Source organism: Paenibacillus sp. 7516 (assembly GCF_002272715.1).
In the GTDB taxonomy this organism is placed as follows: domain Bacteria; phylum Bacillota; class Bacilli; order Paenibacillales; family Paenibacillaceae; genus Paenibacillus; species Paenibacillus illinoisensis_A.
This window is the reverse complement of the sequence record NZ_NPBI01000020.1, coordinates 201,092-217,468: the sequence shown is the minus strand read 5'-3', so window position 1 is coordinate 217,468 and position 16,377 is coordinate 201,092. Positions and strand designations below refer to the sequence as shown.

Genomic DNA, 16,377 nt, shown 5'->3' with positions numbered 1-16,377 from the left:
TTCCATACCTTGACAATTGAATAGACCCTAAATAATATATACTATATCAATCGGAATAATGCAATTTAAACCTGAATGAAGGGAGGTTTGCTCGATTTGAATCTTGCAGTAGGCGGCAAAATGGCACGGCTTGCAGAGAATCTGAGTTTCATTTATGGCAAAATGCTGCTTCATCCCTCCTACCGATATGTTCTGTTTATTCTCGGGCTGCCGATCAATCTGATTGTGCTTCTGGTGTGGCAATCCAGACGCGAAAAGGATGGATGGCAAACGGCTCAGCGAACTGTAGAACAGGAGATGCACTCTTCTTCTTACCGGGATAAGCTTCGAACCATAGTAGAAGAACAGCTGAGGCGCAAACATCGCTTCTTCCAGCAGCAGGTCAGTGAAACTGAATTCAAGCGTCAGACTGAGCAGTGGCTGGAGGAAACCTATCAGAAAGAGTTGTATGAACGAACGTCACGCAGGCTGCAGGAACATGGAGAACAGCGCCTGACCATGGCCGACACGTTCCGGGCACTGCTGGATAAACCCTGGTTTGTGGCCCTATCTATTATTCCAGGCTGTCTGATGTACGTCATTCTATGGATCTATGGCAATCCTTATCTTAAGTACATATTTGAAAGAATACTGATGACCATGTTCGTCATTTTGGGTGTAGCTACCCTCGTATTTACCATCTTGTATCTGTCTCCGTTCAACCCGGCAGCCAACATTCTCGGAGAGACAGCTACACAGGAGCAGATTACTGCCTTTAATCACGTATACGGTCTGGATCAGCCTTATCTCGTTCAGCTATGGAACAATATCAAGGGAATCGCGCTGTTTGATCTAGGCAAATCCTTCTCAGGAAATGAGGATGTGACCGCGACCATAGCCAGAAAGTTTCCGATTACACTGACACTCGCAGTCATTTCTCTACTGCTTGCCCTTGTCATCGCACTTCCCATCGGGATCATCTCGGCGATCAAGCCCAATTCGCTGTTTGATTACACATTTATGTTTATCGCTCTGATCGGATTGTCAATTCCGAACTTCTGGCAGGGACTGATCTTCATCCTAAACTTTTCTATTAAAATGCAGTGGCTTCCCGCGACCTTCAATCCTCAGAACTGGCTGTCCATCATTATGCCAACCATTGTTCTGGGAACAGGATTAACGGCTGCAGTAGCCCGGATGACCCGTTCTTCCACTCTGGAGGTTATTCACGAAGATTACGTGATGACGGCTCGCGCCAAAGGACTCAGCGAACGGAGTGTTCTGCTGAAACATGCGGTACGTAATGCATTGATTCCAATCGTAACGGTCGTTGGATTGCAATTCGGAGGTATGCTCGGCGGAGCGGCCGTAACGGAGAAAGTATTTAATATTAGCGGACTCGGCAGTTACATTGTGGATAAACAGTTCATTCCCGATATTCCGAGTATCATGGGCGGAGTAGTGTATACAGCGATTACCATTTCCATCATTAATGTGATCGTAGATCTGTTGTACGCATTTATCGATCCAAGAGTACGTTCCAAGATGAAACAATATTAAAGCAGGTGCAATATGACAAATTCGGGTTCCTTAACACAAGAAGTTCGTTTCCGGCTTAAGTCTTCACCAGAATACAGTCAGGCCAGCTTTGCGTGGGTTACTTCTTTCCTATTAACGGTGTTACTGCTGTTTAACAGTTATGACTTGGGCAGGCAAGAATTCAGACCCTTTCTGCTGACTGCACTTTGTATCTATCTTTTCTTCACGATTATTCAGAGTATCCTGATGCTGCTCATCCGAAAAGACTTGACCAGGCACGGACATATTTCAGCATTAACCCGCAGGCTCGCTTGGGTTCAGTTGCTGGCCATCTGCTCTGGCAATATTTTCATCGTCACAGCGGCATTTCATCTGATCAAAAAAGCAAAGCAAGTGGAGTACACCTTCGCAGTCTATATGCTGCTGACGCAGCTATTCGTTATTGGCGTATCGGCGCTCAATATGTTTAAACCCTATGTATCAGATACGTTTTTGCCAGCCATGGCCGCCTTGCTACTCATTCTGGTCATTGACCTGGTCGTCTTGACGATTGTAGCCCAGTATACTGCTGCTTCGGTCATCCCGCGCTGGATGGTTGCTGTCAGCATCCTGCTGATCCTGACCTCGGTCACAGGAAACGTATTTGCACTATTGCTCGGCATTTCCATCATTGGGCGCTACCGGAGACAAGGGAAACAGAAATCAAACTTCTGGAACGACCTCTGGGACCGACTGGCTCCTAACGTAACAGCGATGTCCGGCATGTTTTTTATCATCTTTCTATTTTCCATCTCGATCTGTAGTTTCTTCACCTTTGATTACAGCATGGCGGTCGAAAACAACTATTCCGCCCTGCTGCAGCCGCCATCCCTGGCTTATCCACTCGGGACGGATGACTTCGGGCGATGCCTGTTCTCCCGAATCGTATTCGGTGCCCGCATCTCGTTGATCGTAGGCTGCCTATCGACCATTATTCCTGTAATCATTGGTGGAGTCCTTGGAGCCTTCTCCGGATTCTATGGAAGACACACAGACAATATCATCATGCGGCTGCTCGATGTCCTCTATGCCATTCCGGGCATCCTGCTGGCCATAGCCATCATTGCGGCATTTGGTGCCAATACGGTTAATCTGATTCTGGCCCTCAGTCTGGGATCGATCCCGACTTATGCACGTACCATGAGAGCCAGTGTCCTGTATGTTTCCACCTTCGAATTCGTGGAGGCTGCGCGTGCACTCGGTTATAACAACCGTTCCATCATTTTCAAGCACATCATTCCCAATTCGCTTGCACCAATGATTATCAAATCCACGCTTACGATTGGCGGAGCGGTCATTGCTACCAGCAGCCTGAGCTATCTGGGACTGGGTGTCGAACCGCATATCCCGGAATGGGGCAACATCCTCAAGCTGGGCAGTACATATCTGGAAACGCACTCGTATCTCGCCATTTATCCGGGTCTGGCTATCATTCTGCTCGTTCTGTCATTTAACTTTCTCGGTGATGGTCTGCGCGACGCACTTGATCCGAAATTGGTAAAAGCTTAATTCAAAATCATTCATTCCATTCCAAATTATCCAGGAGGTATTCCCATGAAAAAACGTTCGTTGATCTCATTGCTGCTCATTCTCGTCATCGTGATTTCGGGCTGCAGCGTGAAGACCAAGTCCGAATCCCAATCGGAGACGGCCCCGACTTCTCCAGCTGAGAACGCTCAGAATCAGGCTCCAGTCGACATTGAGCTACTCGCCCAAAGTTCTTCTGAAAATGACGTTAATATCATCCGCGACCAGCTGACCAAAAACGGCTTCAATGTAAAGCTGAATCTGCAGCCGGATTACGGCAGCTACAAATCCCAACAGGATGCAGGCAACTATGATATTGCTCTCTCCAGCTGGACAACAGTAACCGGTAACCCGGACTATGCCGTTCGTTCCCTTTTCAAAACCGGTGGTGACTACAGCATTCTGGCGGATGAAGAGATCGATAAACTCATTGACGCCGCAGCTACCCAAACACCCGAAGAATATAAGGAAACGTACAAACAATTGGAGGACCGCCTGGTAACGGATCAAGCCTACATCGCTCCATTGTACATTTCCCTGAAAAGTCAGGCCGTGAATCAGGACATCCTGAATCCGGATACGGTGCGCCTGTCCAAATCCCGTGCCATGGCTTGGGAACCCATTGAGTTCAAGGACAGTTCCAAAAATACTAAAGATCCTCTGATCCTGACTCAAAGTGCTTCCGTGCTGACTTCCCTTGACCCGATCAAAGGTAACGACGGCTCCATCAACCAATTGAACACCAACATGTATGTTCGTCTTGTGAACCTGACGGATGATGATCAACTGACAGCCGAAGGATCACTTTCCCACAATTTCAGCATCGCTGAAGGGAATTCCGAGTATTATTTCATTCTGAGAGACGACATCAACTTTGCGAAAATTGAAAACAAAAAAGCAGTGGATACCGGGGAGCGCGTGGGTGCCGATGACGTCATCTTCTCTCTGGACCGTGCCAAAAATAAAGACTCTGTTCCGGATCACCGGACATACAGCTTGCACGAGCATATCAAAGAAGCTGAGCTGGTAACCGACCTGAGCACTCTGGAATCCATCCAGCAATCCGGCGGTAACGGAACCATCAAAGACGCTCTCGAGCAAGGGCTCGATTCCAAAATCAACGAACTCGTCTCAGACAAAACAAAAGCGGATAATAATGCAGGTAAATATCAGGTCGTGAAACTGACCACAACGGAGCCTTTCCCCCAAGTTCTGAATTACCTGGCTCACCAATCCGCGGGAATCGTGTCCAAAAAACAGGTGGAGAGTATCAACACCTATGACGTAGCTTCTTTTGACGTAAACAAGGATATCCCTTATGGTGACCAGAACACGGTAACAGAGGGTGCTTCGTACAACAACACACTGTATGCAAGCGGACCTTACATTCTGGCTTACAAAAACGACTACGAGGGCGTATTCTATCAAAACCCCGGATACCGCAAAGGATCTGAATATGCTCCGAAAATTTCACAGGTAAACGTGCGATTCATCGCGGATGCTGACAGTGCGCTGTCTGCGCTTCGCAGCAGTGAAATTCATTTGTATTACGGGGTACCTGAAACGAAATATGACATCATCGAAAGTGACAGCAAGCTGAAACTGCAGAGCATTCCGAGCAACGCGGTTTCCTATCTGCTGTTTAACACCAAGAATAGGGATGTGGCGAAGAGCAATGACTTGAGAAAGGCAGTGCTGTACTCCATCAATCAGGATGAGATTCTGCAGTTCTATAAGAACAACAAGCTCAAAGCCTACTCTACGGTAAGCCCTCTCGTTCAGACAGGGAATGAATTGAAGTCTGATCCGGCTAAAGTAAAAGAGTTCTTGAGCAATTACAACGCATCCAAGTAATAAAAGCATAAACGGCTGCTGACAGAATCACTCCAGGGTTCTGTCGGCAGCCGTTTTCATATAATGCCGATTGTATTCATGTTGGATAATCTATCTGGAATATCTTTGCTGTACTCCAGGCAGCAGAGTAACGACCTGAATTGCGATGCCCCATGCAAAATAGACCAGATGAATGACTGAGACATGCTGTATCCAGAATACCTGAACCATAATCCAGATATGAAGTGCGAACCCTGTATACAAGGAGAACGTCCATGCCCAATGCCGATCCGGGTAGAGATTAAGTTTCACTCCTATCTTCCAATGACATTGAGTCACAAGCGAAATAGCAATCACAATCGGCATTATACCAAGAACCAACAACAGTACGATTCCAGGGATCAAAAAATTGCGAAACGGGGAATGCTCCAACAACGAATTTGGCATTTGGAGGATATTTCCTGATGGATCGATAATGAGGCCTCCCCCTCCAATGATCGCACCAATACCCAAAAATCCGTGCAATATAATGAGTACCCACGATAATCTGCCCAGACTCTGCTTAGATCTGATTCGCTCTTCATCTGCTTGCATACCTCACCCTCCAGACAAGTGTACAGATGGCACTGAATTCTCAATTCCATTTTTACATATGGAGCTGAATGCTCCTGTGCTCTTTTTCACATATTCGCTTGCGGATACAATGCTTAATGGTAAAACTTGATAAAAGAACGTACGTTCGGTATAATGGTGTTATCCTGAATAAGCGAGAGGCAGATATGGACGACAAATTTATTAAAGAATTACGCGAGATTAGTCGGGATGATAGACGAAGATCCGAATTCATGATTCAAGGCATGAAAGAGACACTGGAAGAAAGAAAGCAGCAGAACATACTTAAGCGCTGGATTCGGCGCAAGAAAGCCGAGAAGAAAATCTCACAACGATTCAACCCGAATCCCCACTCGGATCAAAAGTAAGACATAAAAAAGGAGGCAACACGTGCCTCCCTTACGTTTACATATGAGAATTGATCTAGTCATTAGGAATTGTAGTTTAATTGGATACTTATTTTCTATAGAACTTGATTTCATTTGAGAGCTGTCGCATCAAGGCAAAATGGCAAAGGATCTAACCGGGAATCCGGAAGCCTTTTCGGCCTTGGGGACAATGTTGAAGATCACTGCACCTTTTGCTGGCACCTGATCCAGATTGGTTAACAACTCTACCTGATATGTATCCTGAGCAAGCACATAATATTCCGCGAGAAGTGCGCCATTCTTCTGATAGTCCACAGCTGAATCGGTATCGAAGGTTTCATGACCAATGGCCTTGATTTTGCGTTCCTCGAACAAAAACATCAATGCACTAACCGACCAACCGGGTGCATGACTGTTGCCTTCTGCATCCTTGTTGTCGAACTTTTCATGATTGGGCCAGCGTTTGCTCCAATCGGTACGAAGTGCCACGAAGCTGCCTTCTTCAATGACCCCATGTTCCTTTTCGAATTCAAGAATATGCTCGACATCCAGCGTAAAATCCGGATTGCTCGCCACGGCAGCAGACTGGTCAATGACCACAAGCGGCAGCACAAGTTCCTTCAGCCCTAGCTCATCCAGATAACGCGTGTCACGCACAAAATGAATCGGTGCATCCAGATGGGTGCCGTACTGGCCGGGGAATTTGAAGCTTTGAGCGAAAAAGCCTTGGTCGTGATTAAACAACGTATCAAACTGGGCTGCATCAAAAGCAGAGAAGTGCGGCGATTCCGGGCCAAAAGTATGGGTCAGATCAACCCACTTCTTTTCTTTTAACAGTTGAATGGCTTGGATGAGTTCGTTGGACAATTGGATCACCTCATACGCAGAATGGAATAAATTTCTACTATTATATCTTAAACCTCTACATATGGGAATGCGATCTGTTTCTCCCGCCATCCTTGAAACAGCCACCTTCCCAAACGGAAGATGGCCATGATTCAGACTCCTGATTTCAATGTAATATAACCTTCGTATGCGAGTTGACACCTATTGCGCACGGATGACAAGCTTCCCACGTGTATGATGTGTTTCGCTCTTCTTATGCGCCTCCCGGAGTCCCTGCTCGCTTAAATCATACGTCTCGTCAATCACAGGTTTGAGTTTCCCTTCTGAGGCGAGCTTCGCCAGTTGGTCAAGCTGATCCCCTTTCGGTTCCATCATGAATACATTCGCCGTTACGCCTGCCTCCTTGGCAAGGCTCTGATCCGGTTGTTCCACAAGCGAAACCAGATGTCCGCCGGGCTTCAGCACCTTGAAGCTGTCCCGCTGAATGTCACCACCCATCGTGTCGAGCACGACATCATACCCGGAGAGAATCTCCGAGAAATCTTCTTTTTTATAATTGATAAAATGATCCACACTCAAGGAGCGCAGCAGCTCCTCATTGGACTCACTCGCCGTTGCTGCCACTTCAGCACCAATGTATTTGGCAATCTGTATCGCATAAGTTCCCACACCGCCTGCTCCCGCGTGAATCAATACCTTTTGCCCCTTGGCGAGATGCGCATGGTCAACAAGTGCCTGCCAGGCTGTCATGCCCGCAAGCGGTATGGCCGCAGCCTCCTCAAAACCCAGATTGTCCGGAATACGGGATATGATATCTGCATCGACCGCCGCATATTCTGCATAGGTTCCGAAGCTTCGCGGACGGGCAAATACACGGTCACCCTCCCTGAACTGTGTAACATTGGATCCTACCTCTGCCACAATACCCGCAGCATCCCCACCCAAAATCAAAGGGAATGAATCAGCTGCTTCTTCCATATGTCCTTGTCTGACTTTGAAGTCGACCGGGTTCACCGAGGTTGCATGAATCTGGATGATGACCTGATTGATTCCACATGTCGGCTTGGGCACTTCCTGTTCCTTCAATTGTTCCGCTCCACCAAACTTATCAATAACAATAGCTTTCATACCAAATCCCTGCCTTCCCATTGGATTATAGCGCTCTCCTTCTTCATTACCCTGTGCAGCCATTCACTTGACCTTGAATCATCAATCGCTCGACGTCCTCGTTCCACTAAAACCAGCCATTAAGCATGCTATAATAGGAACATTCTCATTCTTCATGAACTAACGGACAAGCGAGGGAAAACAAAATGGATATTGAGGTAATTACATTACATGCATTTTCGGATATCGCTGAGGGAGGTAACCCTGCTGGGGTCGTTCTGCAGGCAGAGCATTTGTCCGCGTCGCAGATGCAGGAGATTGCCAGACAAGTCGGATTTTCTGAAACGGCATTTGTCATGCCTTCGAATTCAGCTGATTACAAGATACGTTACTTTACTCCAAATCATGAAGTAGACCTATGTGGACATGCAACGGTTGCACTATTCTATCTGATGAAGGCAGAGCAGATGGTCGACGTGGGCAGGTATACACTTGATACACTTGCAGGCATTCTCGAGGTAACCGTCGAGGAAGGCGGTGACGTCTATCTGTCCCAGACGCTTCCGCAGTTTGGAGAGCTGGTTAACCGGCAGGACATCGCAGACTCTCTGCAGATTCCGCTGCAGGACCTACATCCAGAATTGCCTGTACAGATCGTGTCTACCGGGCTGCGCGACATCTTAATTCCGGTTAGGCATCCTGATGTTTTGACAACCATTAACCCTGACCTTCAGCAAATCTCCGACATCAGCAAAGCTCATCAAGTGGTGGGTTATCATGTGTTCGCACTTGAAACGCAGGATAATGCAGCCCTCGCAGAATGTCGGAACTTTGCCCCGCTGTACAACATACCGGAAGAGAGCGCCACAGGGACATCCAATGGCGCATTGCTGTGTTACCTGCATAAGTATCAACAACTCCGAGCTCCCCATGATCAGACATACATAATCAAACAAGGGTACACGATGAACCGTCCTTCCAGGATCATAGGCAGAATAACGCTCGGCCCTTCCAACGAGATCACTCAAGTTCAGATCGGTGGTGTCGCCGTGCATATCGAGAATATTCAAATTCATCTCCCTTAGGCAAAAAAATATCCGCGTTGCTCGCCTTCTCACTTACCGTACTTGGTAGCATAGGAATCCAAAAAAAAGCGTCACACCCGAGAGATGAAGTCTCTCCCGGTGTGACGCTGCTACCCGAATTCAATCTAACCAGTTTCTTTCCTTCGTAATCGACTTCTCAGACGCTCATATTGCCCATAGATCCACGGCGCTTCCTTCGTCAGGATCGGGCCCAGAACCGCCAGAATCAGCACGTACAACACAGCGAAGGACTGGATTGAAACCATCAATCCTCCGGCCTTGCCAATGTTCGCCATAATGATGGAGAACTCCCCTCGGGAAACCAGCGTGAATCCTACCTTGAGTGAAGCCTTTGGCGTCATTCCAGACATTCTGCCTGCAATCATTCCTGCGCCATAATTGCTCGCAATGGTTAAAATAACCGCAATGATCGTCATCCCGACAGCACCCCCAAGGGAGGAGGGTTCAATGGTCAGCCCAAAGCTAAAAAAGAAGATCGCACCAAAAAAGTCCTTGAACGGCATGACCTGATGCTCAATCCGGTTCGCATGTCTCGATTCACCGAGGACCAGCCCCATCATTAATGCACCGATCGCCTCGGCAACATGCAGCGTTTCCGAGAAACCAGCGACCAAAAAAAGCAACGTCATCACGGTAAGCAGAAACAGTTCGGATGACTTGATATTCAGCGCCTTGTCAATATACTTGATGCTCTTCCGGCCAATGATCAGAAACAGCACAATGAACAGCATCGCAGACAAGGATACCAGCAGTACACTGAGGAACGAGGTCGCCCCGCTGAGAACGAGGCCAGTCAGGATCGAGATATGAATGGCAATGAACAGATCGTCAAACATGATCATGCCCATAATAATCTCCGTTTCGGGATTCGCCGTGCGCTTCAGATCAACGAGTACTTTGGCCACAATCGCTGTTGAAGAGCTGGTCATGATGCCGCACACCACCAGCGTTTCTTTTAACGGCAGCTCCATGAACCAGCCCAGCAGCAGGCCGGAGGCAAAATTAAGCCCTACATAGAACATGCCTCCGGTCAATATGGCTTTGCCCGATTTCATCAATCGGGAGACCGAAAATTCAAGTCCAAGATAAAATAAAAGAAACAAAATGCCAAGCCTGCCCATAAATTCAATAAATGCCGAGCTTTCGATGAAACGCAAATCCACGATACCGATCTGTGGTGCATGCGGTCCAACCGCCATTCCGATCAGAATGTAGAAAGGAATGACCGAAAAACGTAATCGTGCAGATATTAGCCCCGTAAGTGTAATCAGCGCAACAGCAATTCCCACTTCGAATATGAGCATATCCATAGGCTACAACCGTCCATCGGATAATAACCGTTTTAATTGCCTGATCTGATCCCGCTCTCCAGCCACGACAATCGTAGCCCCTGAGGCAAATGTGTAGTCTGGACCCGGATTAAACTGTTTCTCCCTGTTCTTCTCCATCACCGCCAGAATGACAGCCCCCGTCGCTTGGCGGATATCCAGTTCCCCTATCGTTCTTCCAATGCTTCGTGAATGAGGTTCGATTCGCAACCATTCGATCAGTAAGCCATCGAGCATAACTTCCCGTTCATCCTGGAATTTCGGCTTATAAGTCATGCCTCCCACGACGGCAGCGACTGCCCGGGCCTCTTCGTCATCCAAGGTTACAAGGGATACCATATCCCCCACCTCTTCAGGCGTGTCTCCGGATTCCATGTGAAACAGATCGCGCCGCTCATCATTATGAATCACGATAATCAAATGCTCTCCGCTACGGGTATGCAGCCAATACTTGCGTCCAATTCCCGGTAAATCCGTCTCTTTAAAGTGCATGATCCACACCTCCTGAAGACACCGGATTCAAGGTTGTACTACTCCAAGTGATTTCCATAATACGCACCCTCATGGAACCAGCCGGGATCGTAACGGATCTCGTTTCCCCTTTGCTGCTAAGCAGCAATTGACGTCCTACAGGCGAGAGAAAGGAGATGCGCCCTGCATCCGGATCTGCCTCTTCAGGCATGACAATCTTGAATGCATCCGACGTATGGAAATCAATGTAATCAAATCGGATCTCGCTCCCGATAAGCACGACGGAATGGAGAAGCTCATCCGGGCCGAGCAGGAGCTTCTGGACATATTCGGTGTAAGCAGACAATAATTTCTCCATCTGTATCCGCTCGGGTTCACGCACATCAAAATAGGCGTCGAGAAATGTCCTTTTCTCTTCACCCAATGTAATTAGCTGTTTCACCAGTACTTCTCTGCAAGGTTGAAGGTTAGACCTATGGTTCATAATAGATCTCACCTCCTATACAAGCTTTGTTCTCCACATGAATTCGCATGTTGCTGTTCATCATCCTGTTTTCCTCCTTCTGTTAGATAAAAGCCCCGGAAACCGGGGCCTTCTTACCATCTTACCAAAACTAATTTTTTAATCCAGTCTATTCAGCTAACTTCCCGTTCAAAATGGGTAATCGGCTATATTATCCAATTTTAGAATCCAATCTTTACACCGCATGATAGATCCATAGAACATTTTAATAACGTCATAAAAAACATTTTATGGGTTTTCATCTCGTATTTTTATTTTCTTTCCTGTATATTTAACTACAAACTTTTATGCAATTTATGCAAATAGCCAACCAAAGACTTTAATACAATAAAGGAGTGCATCGAAAAAGTGTCCACTATTACTCAAGAATCAACTCAAGTCACTGCTGCAGAATATGTTCATTCCGTTTATGAATCGGTTATCGCCAGAAATCCGCAAGAACATGAATTCCATCAGGCTGTAAAAGAGATTCTGGACTCACTCATTCCTGTGATTGAAGCACACCCGAAATACATGAACAACAGCTTGCTCGAACAGCTGGTTGAACCTGAACGTGTCATTACATTCCGCGTACCTTGGGTCGATGATCAAGGCAAGGTTCAAGTGAACCGTGGATTCCGCGTACAGTTCAACAGTGCCATCGGTCCTTACAAAGGCGGACTACGCTTCCACCCTTCCGTTTATTCCGGAATCGTGAAGTTCCTGGGCTTCGAACAGATTTTCAAAAATGCACTGACTGGACTGCCAATCGGCGGCGGTAAAGGCGGTTCCGACTTCGATCCCAAAGGAAAATCCGATCTGGAAGTAATGCGTTTCACGCAAAGCTTCATGACAGAGCTGTATAAATATATCGGTTCCGATACGGATGTACCTGCAGGCGATATTGGTGTAGGCGCGAGGGAAATCGGTTACATGTTCGGACAGTACAAACGCATTAGCAGCGGGCATGATGCAGCGGTATTAACGGGGAAAGGTCTGCTGTATGGCGGAAGCCTTGCACGCAAGGAAGCCACTGGATTCGGTTGTGTGTACTTCGTGAACGAGATGCTGAAATCGAAAGGGCTGAGCTTCCAGGACAGCACAGTGGTTGTTTCCGGTTCAGGCAATGTATCCATCTATGCCATCCAAAAGGCTCAGGAGCTCGGTGCCAAAGTCGTGGCTTGCAGTGACTCGGGAGGATACATATATGATGCGGAAGGAATTAACCTGGATACCGTAAAACGATTGAAAGAAGTGGATCGTCTGCGGATCAGCGAATACGTCAAAGAGCATCCTCACGCGGTGTATACCGAGGGCTGTGCAGGCATCTGGTCCATCCCGTGCGATATCGCGCTGCCTTGCGCAACGCAAAATGAGATTGATGAACAGTCTGCTGAGCTGCTCGTGCAAGGCGGCGTCAAAGCCATCGGTGAAGGAGCCAATATGCCTTCCACGCTTGCTGCAATCGAGCTTTTCCTGAAAGAGGGTGTTCTGTTCGGCCCGGCGAAAGCAGCCAATGCTGGTGGGGTTGCGGTGTCCGCTCTTGAAATGTCTCAGAACAGCATGCGCCTGTCCTGGTCATTTGAAGAAGTGGACGCGAAGCTGCATGAGATCATGCGGAACATCTACAGCAGCTGTGTAGAGGCAGCGGATCAATATGGCTGTACTGGAAACCTTGTGGCAGGAGCCAACATTGCAGGCTTCCTGAAGGTAGCCGATGCCATGCTCGCTCAAGGCGTAGTCTAAGTTTAAGCAATTAGACCGTTCCACTTGAAGCGTGTGTACATCATCATTCATCTTAACTTTATTGATGAAGGACAGTTCTCCCTGAGGAGAGCTGTCCTTTTTCATCTTTTGGAATGATCGGAGCACACCAGGCCTTCACAGGGTGAGACGGTCAATATGGTTGTATCCTCCTCACGCAAAAAAGCCGCCAAAATGGCGGCTATTACAGTCCATGTGCTTTTATGAACGAATGGTTTTCAACGCCCCGCTCCAGGACAACACTTGGTCCAACATTCCGTTGAGATTGGTCAAGTGCAGATCAGCCGGTTTGAAGGTTCCGTTATCAAAATCGGTAAACAGCGAGAGTGCCGGATGCACACGAACATCCGCAACCGACAGTTCTCCGAGAATACCACGTAGGTGTTCTGCCGCACGTGCACCGCCTACTGAGCCATAGCTAACAATTCCTGCAGCTTTATCGTTCCAGGCTTCACGAGCATAATCCAGTGCATTTTTCAGTGATGCAGAGATGCTGTGATTATACTCCTGCACGATAAATACGAATCCATCGAGGCTCGCCAGCTTGGTGTTCCAGGCTGCAGCCTGTTCTGTTGCATCAGCTTCGCCCAATAGCGGCAGCTTATAATCGGCAATATCCACGATTTCATAGTTGGCATCACCACGTGAATCAGCGATCTGTTTCACCCATTCTCCTACTTGCGGACTCAAGCGACCTTCACGTGTACTCCCAAGAATAATCCCAATATTTAATTTCGTCATTTTTGTTTCCTCCTCTTGTGTGTTGTTGTTTGTTTTTCCGAATAACTTATCCATAAATCCCATATCTACACCATCCTGCATCCGTTTAATTGTTTGGCTTGTTATTGATAATAAGTTATGTGATTTAATTAGTCAAGTAACTTACATAAAGTTCGCAAATGTTTTTTTATCTCTACATATCATATCAATGCTGATTCCTATTTATGCTGCAATTCTGCCCTCCCATATGAAACCTATAGGAATTGATCATATTTCAGTGTAATGGTAAAGTGATACTAACACGCAATATCCAGTTTTTTCATTTATTAAAGGAAGTGTACACATTGTCTAATCTATCCTACGGCAGTACGATGAGCCCTCATTTATACACGGACTGTGAGCAATGTTTCGGGCTGTGCTGCGTTGCCTTGCCTTATGGCAAGTCATCCGACTTTGCTTTTGACAAAGCCAGCGGCACCCCTTGCTCCAACCTGCGCTCAGACAATCGCTGCGGCATTCATACGCAGCTCCGGCAAAAGGGCTTCAAGGGCTGCACCGTCTATGACTGCTTTGGTGCAGGTCAGAAGCTGTCCCAAGTAACCTATGCAGGCAAGGATTGGCGGGATCATCCGGAATCGGCTGCCGAAATGTTCGACTGCCTGCCAGTCATGAGACAACTGCATGAGCTGCTCAGTTATATGAACGAAATGCTCATGCGTCCGGAAACCGCCTCTCTTCACGACGCCATCCGCAGTGTATACCAGGAGACGGAACGTTTAACCGATCTGGAGCCTTCCGCGATTCTGCGTCTAGATATCCCCTCTCAGCGGGCGATTGTGAACGATCTCCTGGTACAGGGGAGTGAGCTGGTACGTGCACATGCGCCATCCAGCAGTCATGAACAAGGCAACTCCAAACGCAAAAAACTGAAAGGAAGAGACTTCTTGGGAGCCAATCTAAGAGGAGCTGACCTCCGGGGAGCAAGCTTTCGGGGCGCCTTAATGATTGCTTGTGACCTGCGCAATGCGGACTTAAGACATGCTGATCTGATCGGTGCCGACTTGCGTGATGCGGATCTGGGCGGAGCAGATCTGACCGGGAGCCTTTTTCTGACACAATCCCAGCTCAATGCAGCCAGAGGCAATTCCCGTACCAAACTGCCAGCACATCTCAACTTGCCTGAGCACTGGTTGTAACCATATCCTGCTGCTTCATAGTGGCTACAATAGAAACAGCCCGTCCCTCATAAATGAAGGACGGGCTGTTTCTATTTATTGCAATGATTAAATTGTTATATTTCAAACCTTACAGAAGATCGCGGCGAAGTTCCTCAGCGGATTTCGGGGAGAGGTGACCAAGTGGAATATCAAATACAGTTTTGGCACCTTTATGTCCTTCCAAGCTCAAACGCTGTGCAGCCCGTGCATACGCCACCAGTACACTAGCGGTGAATTCAGGGTTGCTATCGAGCTTCAGACCAAATTCCACAATTTGCTTTTGGCCTGTACCGGTAACCCCACTACGAATAACAAAACCACCGTGCGGCATACCTTCATGTTCCGATTTAAGCTGCTCTTCCGTAATAAACGTCACCGTTGTATCGTAATCTGCAAAATAGTTCGGCATGGATACAATGGTTTCACGAATTTCATCCTGGTTGGCACCTTCTTCAGCCACAACATAACATTGACGCAGATGTTTCTCGCGTGTGGACAATTCAGGTGTCTCTCCTGCACGAATTCGGTTGATCACTTCTTCAACAGGTACAGTGTACTGAACACCAGCCTTAACCCCTGGAACACGACGGATCGCATCGGAGTGACCTTGACTAACCCCTTTGCCCCAGAACGTATACTCTTTACCCTCTGGCAGAATGGATTGAGCGAGCAGGCGGTTCATGGAGAACAAGCCTGGGTCCCAGCCTGTAGAGATCACGCTTACGTGACCGCCTTGTTCTGCGGCAGCATGAACTTCCGCATAGAATTCAGGAATTTTGGCATGTGTATCGAAGCTGTCCACTGTATTGAACAACTTGGCAATGGCAGGTGTCTGTTCTGGAAGATCCGTTGCCGAACCGCCGCACAGAATCATGACATCGATTTTACCTATGTACTGCTCAGCAGCAGAGATGTGTTCAAAACGTACTTCTGTACCTTCTGCAACCATCTGCTCCGGGTTACGCCGTGTAAATACGGCAACGAGTTCCAAATCCGGGTTTTGCACAATAGCTTTCTCTACGCCTTTACCCAGATTTCCGTAACCTACGATACCAACTTTAATCATGTTCGATCTCTCCTGTCCTCTTCTATAGTTGTCTACTACTCTAGTATAAACATATAACATACCATGTAACTTGTTAGGTTTCCAGTCGAAATCAAAAATACTTTGCACGAATGCAGCATCAGGCTGCTTTCATGCAAAGTATTAGCCATTCATTTCTATCATTGACCTAGAAAAATAATCGAAACACATGAACGAAGTAATCCGACTGTTCGGTAAAATGTGCTACAGATGCTGCATCTACTCTGGCTGTGAAGCACAAGAAAGAGAGCGTTAGAATCAAGAGAGAGAGTACACTACTTGCCAGGAGCAAGGATGCGAACTTGGTGACGACCCTTAATTTTCTCATCCATTCT

16 protein-coding genes are annotated in these 16,377 nt (G+C 47.4%); 7 read left to right on the top strand and 9 right to left on the bottom strand.

The features are described 5' to 3' along the window. Positions 1 to 87 precede the first annotated feature (87 nt). From CHI14_RS16930 to CHI14_RS16920, 3 genes are read left to right on the top strand one after another with little or no spacing between them, the layout of a single operon-like run. A complete protein-coding gene (locus tag CHI14_RS16930; RefSeq protein WP_481856428.1) occupies positions 88 to 1,539 on the top strand; it encodes an ABC transporter permease in 1,452 nt (483 codons plus the stop codon). 12 nt (positions 1,540 to 1,551) lie between these two features. Further along, positions 1,552 to 3,066: an ABC transporter permease gene (locus tag CHI14_RS16925; RefSeq protein WP_095289672.1), complete on the top strand. Its 1,515-nt coding sequence runs from the start codon at positions 1,552 to 1,554 to the stop codon at positions 3,064 to 3,066. A 45-nt stretch (positions 3,067 to 3,111) separates the two neighbouring features. After that, positions 3,112 to 4,938 carry an ABC transporter substrate-binding protein gene (locus CHI14_RS16920; protein ID WP_095289671.1) on the top strand — a complete coding sequence of 609 codons (1,827 nt, stop codon included), beginning with the start codon at positions 3,112 to 3,114 and terminating at the stop codon, positions 4,936 to 4,938. 90 nt (positions 4,939 to 5,028) lie between these two features. Here CHI14_RS16920 and CHI14_RS16915 read toward each other — a convergent pair whose 3' ends face one another. Continuing rightward, positions 5,029 to 5,511: a hypothetical protein gene (locus CHI14_RS16915; protein WP_095289670.1), complete on the bottom strand. Its 483-nt coding sequence runs from the start codon at positions 5,509 to 5,511 to the stop codon at positions 5,029 to 5,031. Positions 5,512 to 5,696: 185 nt separating this feature from the next. On the opposite strand from CHI14_RS16915, the gene CHI14_RS16910 reads away from it, so the two are divergent. Then, a complete protein-coding gene (locus tag CHI14_RS16910; RefSeq protein WP_095290136.1) occupies positions 5,697 to 5,897 on the top strand; it encodes a hypothetical protein in 201 nt (66 codons plus the stop codon). 129 nt (positions 5,898 to 6,026) lie between these two features. Here the strand turns inward: CHI14_RS16910 and CHI14_RS16905 are convergent, their stop codons facing one another. Together CHI14_RS16905 and CHI14_RS16900 are read right to left on the bottom strand one after the other, a co-directional pair. Further along, positions 6,027 to 6,764, bottom strand: a complete 738-nt coding sequence (locus tag CHI14_RS16905) for a cyclase family protein (protein WP_095289669.1) — start codon at positions 6,762 to 6,764, stop codon at positions 6,027 to 6,029. A 180-nt stretch (positions 6,765 to 6,944) separates the two neighbouring features. Continuing rightward, positions 6,945 to 7,871, bottom strand: coding sequence for an NADP-dependent oxidoreductase (locus CHI14_RS16900; RefSeq protein ID WP_095290134.1), 927 nt, complete (start codon positions 7,869 to 7,871; stop codon positions 6,945 to 6,947). Positions 7,872 to 8,056: 185 nt separating this feature from the next. On the opposite strand from CHI14_RS16900, the gene CHI14_RS16895 reads away from it, so the two are divergent. Further along, complete coding sequence (locus tag CHI14_RS16895; RefSeq protein WP_095289668.1) at positions 8,057 to 8,935, top strand: PhzF family phenazine biosynthesis protein; 879 nt, start codon at positions 8,057 to 8,059, stop codon at positions 8,933 to 8,935. 125 nt (positions 8,936 to 9,060) lie between these two features. On the opposite strand, the gene CHI14_RS16890 is transcribed toward CHI14_RS16895, so the two are convergent. From CHI14_RS16890 to CHI14_RS16880, 3 genes are read right to left on the bottom strand one after another with little or no spacing between them, the layout of a single operon-like run. Next, positions 9,061 to 10,266 (bottom strand): cation:proton antiporter, encoded by a 1,206-nt coding sequence (locus CHI14_RS16890; RefSeq protein ID WP_095289667.1) that lies wholly within the window; start codon positions 10,264 to 10,266, stop codon positions 9,061 to 9,063. Between the two features lie 3 nt (positions 10,267 to 10,269). After that, a complete protein-coding gene (locus tag CHI14_RS16885; RefSeq protein ID WP_170948171.1) occupies positions 10,270 to 10,776 on the bottom strand; it encodes a cation:proton antiporter regulatory subunit in 507 nt (168 codons plus the stop codon). Beyond that, positions 10,766 to 11,239: a GreA/GreB family elongation factor gene (locus tag CHI14_RS16880; RefSeq protein WP_095289666.1), complete on the bottom strand. Its 474-nt coding sequence runs from the start codon at positions 11,237 to 11,239 to the stop codon at positions 10,766 to 10,768. Before CHI14_RS16880 ends, CHI14_RS16885 begins: the two co-directional genes overlap by 11 nt. A gap of 387 nt (positions 11,240 to 11,626) precedes the next feature. Between CHI14_RS16880 and gdhA the strand changes: the two genes are divergently transcribed. Next, positions 11,627 to 13,003: an NADP-specific glutamate dehydrogenase gene (gene gdhA, locus CHI14_RS16875; RefSeq protein ID WP_095289665.1), complete on the top strand. Its 1,377-nt coding sequence runs from the start codon at positions 11,627 to 11,629 to the stop codon at positions 13,001 to 13,003. Between the two features lie 219 nt (positions 13,004 to 13,222). On the opposite strand, the gene CHI14_RS16870 is transcribed toward gdhA, so the two are convergent. Next, on the bottom strand, positions 13,223 to 13,762 hold the full coding sequence (locus tag CHI14_RS16870) for an NADPH-dependent FMN reductase (protein ID WP_095290131.1): 540 nt from the start codon (positions 13,760 to 13,762) through the stop codon (positions 13,223 to 13,225). 350 nt (positions 13,763 to 14,112) lie between these two features. Between CHI14_RS16870 and CHI14_RS16865 the strand changes: the two genes are divergently transcribed. Then, positions 14,113 to 14,937 (top strand): pentapeptide repeat-containing protein, encoded by an 825-nt coding sequence (locus CHI14_RS16865; protein WP_095290129.1) that lies wholly within the window; start codon positions 14,113 to 14,115, stop codon positions 14,935 to 14,937. Between the two features lie 109 nt (positions 14,938 to 15,046). Here CHI14_RS16865 and CHI14_RS16860 read toward each other — a convergent pair whose 3' ends face one another. Both CHI14_RS16860 and CHI14_RS16855 read right to left on the bottom strand, forming a co-directional pair. Continuing rightward, entirely contained in the window at positions 15,047 to 16,024 is a 978-nt protein-coding gene (locus CHI14_RS16860) for a diaminopimelate dehydrogenase (protein ID WP_095289664.1), read from the bottom strand. Between the two features lie 166 nt (positions 16,025 to 16,190). Continuing rightward, positions 16,191 to 16,370, bottom strand: coding sequence for a hypothetical protein (locus CHI14_RS16855; protein WP_095289663.1), 180 nt, complete (start codon positions 16,368 to 16,370; stop codon positions 16,191 to 16,193). Positions 16,371 to 16,377 lie beyond the last annotated feature (7 nt).

Bases quoted from the DNA above. Each gene is read 5' to 3' on its own strand.
- CHI14_RS16925 (WP_095289672.1), top strand. From the start codon at position 1,552: ATGACAAATTCGGGTTCCTTAACACAAGAAGTTCGTTTCCGGCTTAAG.
- CHI14_RS16920 (WP_095289671.1), top strand. From the start codon at position 3,112: ATGAAAAAACGTTCGTTGATCTCATTGCTGCTCATTCTCGTCATCGTG.
- CHI14_RS16915 (WP_095289670.1), bottom strand. From the start codon at position 5,511: ATGCAAGCAGATGAAGAGCGAATCAGATCTAAGCAGAGTCTGGGCAGA.
- CHI14_RS16910 (WP_095290136.1), top strand. From the start codon at position 5,697: ATGGACGACAAATTTATTAAAGAATTACGCGAGATTAGTCGGGATGAT.
- CHI14_RS16900 (WP_095290134.1), bottom strand. From the start codon at position 7,871: ATGAAAGCTATTGTTATTGATAAGTTTGGTGGAGCGGAACAATTGAAG.
- CHI14_RS16895 (WP_095289668.1), top strand. From the start codon at position 8,057: ATGGATATTGAGGTAATTACATTACATGCATTTTCGGATATCGCTGAG.
- CHI14_RS16890 (WP_095289667.1), bottom strand. From the start codon at position 10,266: ATGGATATGCTCATATTCGAAGTGGGAATTGCTGTTGCGCTGATTACA.
- CHI14_RS16885 (WP_170948171.1), bottom strand. From the start codon at position 10,776: ATGCACTTTAAAGAGACGGATTTACCGGGAATTGGACGCAAGTATTGG.
- CHI14_RS16880 (WP_095289666.1), bottom strand. From the start codon at position 11,239: ATGAACCATAGGTCTAACCTTCAACCTTGCAGAGAAGTACTGGTGAAA.
- CHI14_RS16870 (WP_095290131.1), bottom strand. From the start codon at position 13,762: ATGACGAAATTAAATATTGGGATTATTCTTGGGAGTACACGTGAAGGT.
- CHI14_RS16865 (WP_095290129.1), top strand. From the start codon at position 14,113: ATGAGCCCTCATTTATACACGGACTGTGAGCAATGTTTCGGGCTGTGC.
- CHI14_RS16860 (WP_095289664.1), bottom strand. From the start codon at position 16,024: ATGATTAAAGTTGGTATCGTAGGTTACGGAAATCTGGGTAAAGGCGTA.
- CHI14_RS16855 (WP_095289663.1), bottom strand. From the start codon at position 16,370: ATGAGAAAATTAAGGGTCGTCACCAAGTTCGCATCCTTGCTCCTGGCA.